Origin of the sequence: Occallatibacter sp. (assembly GCF_049582745.1) — a bacterium.
GTDB lineage: Bacteria > Acidobacteriota > Terriglobia > Terriglobales > Acidobacteriaceae > Telmatobacter.
The window spans coordinates 1-4,051 of the sequence record NZ_JBAUUO010000075.1; the positions used below are offsets into that span (position 1 = coordinate 1).

The window sequence follows — 4,051 nt, forward strand, 5'->3', positions numbered from 1 at the left end:
GACGGATCATGATTATGCGGTTCCGACCCGCGAATATCAGACTGATCAATCGTCGCTCAAACCTGCCCAGGCTGCTGCTCGCTCTGTCCTCGGGGAAAAGCAAAAACAACGACAACGACAAAAGCAAACCCATCGACTCCGCAGGGTTGACAGGGTCACTCCATATCAGGCCTTACCACTCATTTACGGACAACTGAGTGCAATCCACTGGCCTATTTCCTGAAAATGCCACCGGGGAGCTCTTCGGTTCGATGATTTGAAATGAGCACGTTCGCTATAGACACAACCGTCCGATTGATCAAGGTGGAATTGCATCGGACATTGCCCGCGTCCACCCGGTTCTTCCCTGCGGCGTCAAGCAGAGCGTTGGAAGGGCGCTCTCGATATGGCGTGCCAACGCGAGTTCATGAGCTTCTCGCATCTAAAAGCTCAAGCCTAGTACGCACCTTCAAAATGAAAGGTCGATCCTCACGGATGAACGCGAATGATCGTCTTTCCCCTGATCCGCTCGGTCCGGTTGAACGCAGCGACGGCATCGTCCAGGGCAGCCACGTTGCCGATGTTTGTCCGCAGACGACCATTGCGGAGGCGCTGGGCGACCTCACTCAATTGAGCTCGATCGGGCACGACGACGAAGTCTATTCTCCGACCACCTGATGGCCGCGCCTCCGTCGGACCGGTGATCGTCACCAGCGTTCCTCCGGTGCGAATCACGCCCGCAGACCGCTTCGCGATGTCGCCGCCAAGGACATCGAAAACCAGATCTACTTCGCCGACGTCTTCCAGGGCGTCGTTATCGAGGTCGACGAACTGCTGTGCGCCGACGTCGAGAGCCGCCTGACGGGCGCTAGCGTGCCCGGTCCCGATGACATACGCGCCGGCTTCACGTGCGAGCTGGCTCGCCATCGAACCGACAACGCCGGCCGCGCCGTGCACGAGGATGCTCTGCCCCGCCTGAAGACGACCGTGTTCGAACAGCCCCTGCCGAGGAGATAAGGATGGCGGCCGATCCGCTCGATCTCTTTCGCAATGCCTTTGGCTGCCAAAACGAAACTGTTCCTCCACTCCCCTTTGACCAGCCCTTCCATTTCCGACTGTGCTGGCGCAGATCGCGGATCATCCGGTCAGCAAAATCCATGATCTGTTGCCATGGAATCTGGCGCCCTCGCTTCAAACCCACGCATCTGAAGCCGCCTAAGACACACTCATCAAGTGTCCACCATAAAATAAGCGGACACCTGGTGACATACTCTGCAGCGCCGTCGAGAGCGCACGCTTACGATTCGGTCACCCGAAAGATTCTTTAACTCGAATTCTCTTTATCAAGATCTCCAGTTGCATTCGGTACGAACGAAGCAAATCGTAGCCACCTGATGGAGCCCAAGAGATACGCGACTGCCACAGCCTTTCGAATGACACTGGAGGACTAGCTCCAGGATATTTCCAGGAAGGAGGGTATTGATTTGCACTGGCTGCATCGTCAGGTTGACTTTGACCGGCTCTTAGCGCGACTCTTTCAGTTGAGACAGCCTCTCGTACTACCTTGGGTGCTGGAGGGCGGGTTAGTTCATTTCAAGTGATCTGTTGCAGGATTCAATTTTGGTTGTGGGGCTGCCAAGTTGCTCCACCTTCTTCCCACTGATTATCGGTGAGCTGCTCGACCTGTGTCCCGTCAAACCGCATGATGAAGATGTCGCCTTCGGGCTGTGGCGCGTTTGTATTGAGCGCCTCGTCTTTAAATCCCATTCGGCTACTCGAGAACGCAAGTCGTTCTCCATCAGGCGACCATGACACATGAGAGTCGTTGCCATGAGTATGGGTCAACTGGCTCACATCTTTGCCATCCGGGCGAATTGTAAATACCTTGAAATCGTCGGAAATCTTGCGAACGAAGGCAATCAAATCGCCGCGCGGAGACCACGCAGGAAAGTTGTCGTACTCGTTGGTCAGCACCGAAATCGAGCCATCTGCCAGGTTCATGATCCTGAGGCCTTCGCCTTCGGGGCCTTTGGTTCGGTAGACGATGCGCTTGCCGTCGGGTGCGAAAGAGGCGAAGGCGTTATTGTTCGGCCCCGACGTGATGAGGTGAAAGCCCGATCCATCACGATTGATCATGCCGACTTGCGCTCCGCCGTTTATCGGATCGAGTGGCTTGTCCCCCCCGGCAGCGAAGTCGAGGAACGATGTGAAGCGGCCGATTCCAAAGATGATCTGTTTGCCATCAGGGGACCATTGTGGGCCCAAAACCAATGAGTTTGGTTCGAAGATTGGGTGGGGTGGCTTTCCATCTTCGACGAGAAACATGGTCATGGTGTGGTCCGAAGTGGGCACCGTCACCGCGAAAGACCGGCCTGTTGGGTCGTACGAGGGCATTATTGCAGTTGTCAATAGTTCAAAGTTCGGATTGCGGCTCCAGCGCTTCACGGCCTCAATACCACGTAAAGGCTTATATCTGCTGTAGACCACGCGCCTGCCATCAGGAGACCAGGAGGGAGAATAGACGTCCAAGCCTGCGGGGCCAGGTTTACCGTTTGCATAAAAGATTCCCTGCGGCTTGTCGCGACGAATATAGGCGATTTCACCCGATGGCAATAACGATGGACAAATTTTGACTCCGGGGCCAGCAGGCATAGCCATCGCTTCAGAGGTGGCTATGTTGATTTTGACGAGGCGCGTGTCACCTTGCGGCACGTCAATGCGGTACTTCCATGTTTCTGCGGCGGACATGCAATACGCGACGACATTCTTACTGTCGCTCGTCCACTTGGGGCCGCCGCAGAAGTTGCCATGGTCCGAGATCCGTCTCAATCCAGAGCCATCAGGGCGAATGAGATAAATATCCACTAGTTGGAGACGCTCCCATCGACCCTTCGCCATTGGAAGGCTGCTACCGCGGTCCGAGGAAAAAGCGATCCACTTCCCGTCGGGTGACCAGGCAGGACGGAAGTCTCCACCCGATCCTGTGGTGAGAGGCGCGGTTCTGTGAGTAGCAAGGTCGAGAATCCAAAGGTTGGCGAAGCCCGATGCACGTGTTGTGACGAAGGCGATCTTGCCGCCGTCGGGCGAAAAGGCCGCTTGGTCATCAAACGCGGCATCGTCGGTGAGGCGCTCAAGACCCGTTCCATCGGGATGAACGCGAAAGAGATCAGCAGAACCGGCCCGCTCCGAAGTGAACGCGATCCAATCGCCGTCGGAAGACCAGGACGGGTTGTAATCGACCGAACCCGGCGGCGTGAGAGCCCGCTCCATTGAGCCATCCGCATTGGAGATGAATAACTCGGCTTGAGGCGGAGCGATTCGCGCAAAGAGAATGCGATCGGTCGCCGAGCAGAATACTGCCGTGAACGCGAACGCCCAGAAGCAAAACACGGTATACAAAAAGGCACGCAAACAAAACATTTCCCCTCGAATCACGGAATGAGTTATTACGCCGAAATGGCGATCCGATAGCCTATCACGATGGAGACATTTCTGCCCGGCAGATCGCAACAGACCTTGATTAAGGCTTTAGCCGGGACGACATACCATCAAGAGCTCTTCCACTTGGATCCGGTAATGAAGAGCTGGATTTCGGGGCTGCGACCGAAACGTCGATTTCTATCCGGTCCATTGTTGCAAATGTTGGCATACTCTATCTCTCGTCAAGAGGGACTCAGCGCACGCTTACGGTGTTTCCCAACTAGAACCAATTAGTCGGGATTTGTTGCAAGTTCCCTGCCCTCTTTGGCGACAATCAGACATCCGAAGGGCAGATCAGGCGTGGCCAAATTGAAAGCGTATCAAGCTTGACAGCACACTTCGGCGCCGCGCTTCGAAATCCAATTTTGCGATTTCACACTGTCACAGTAAGGACGAGATACCGGCTCGCCAGAACATTTTCGGGTGCTCTGTTGGACACCAAAACTGCCTCATCTCGCTATAGTATTGACCTTGCCCTCAGAATGCGTATCTCTTAGCCCTGCGGGTTTGAGGAGATATTCATCCTCGTCGTAGTCGTGGCGCGGGAATGTGGGAATCGGCATTATCGATTTCCAAGGTCTGTGGGAAGGGT

At 55.3% G+C, this 4,051-nt stretch carries 3 protein-coding genes; 1 reads left to right on the plus strand and 2 read right to left on the minus strand.

Features of this window, described 5'->3' with window-relative positions:
* Positions 1-223 (plus strand): hypothetical protein (locus WCA10_RS13005; protein ID WP_472822955.1); only part of this gene is annotated, 223 nt, incomplete at its 5' end.
* A 245-nt stretch (positions 224-468) separates the two neighbouring features.
* On the opposite strand, the gene WCA10_RS13010 is transcribed toward WCA10_RS13005, so the two are convergent.
* Positions 469-906, minus strand: coding sequence for a zinc-binding dehydrogenase (locus WCA10_RS13010; protein ID WP_472822956.1), 438 nt, complete (start codon positions 904-906; stop codon positions 469-471).
* A 687-nt stretch (positions 907-1,593) separates the two neighbouring features.
* On the minus strand, positions 1,594-3,390 hold the full coding sequence (locus WCA10_RS13015) for a hypothetical protein (RefSeq protein WP_472822957.1): 1,797 nt from the start codon (positions 3,388-3,390) through the stop codon (positions 1,594-1,596).
* Between the last annotated feature and the right edge of the window lie 661 nt (positions 3,391-4,051).

Excerpts from the sequence above, each read along its gene's own strand:
- WCA10_RS13010 (WP_472822956.1), bottom strand. The coding sequence starts at position 906 with ATGGCGAGCCAGCTCGCACGTGAAGCCGGCGCGTATGTCATCGGGACC.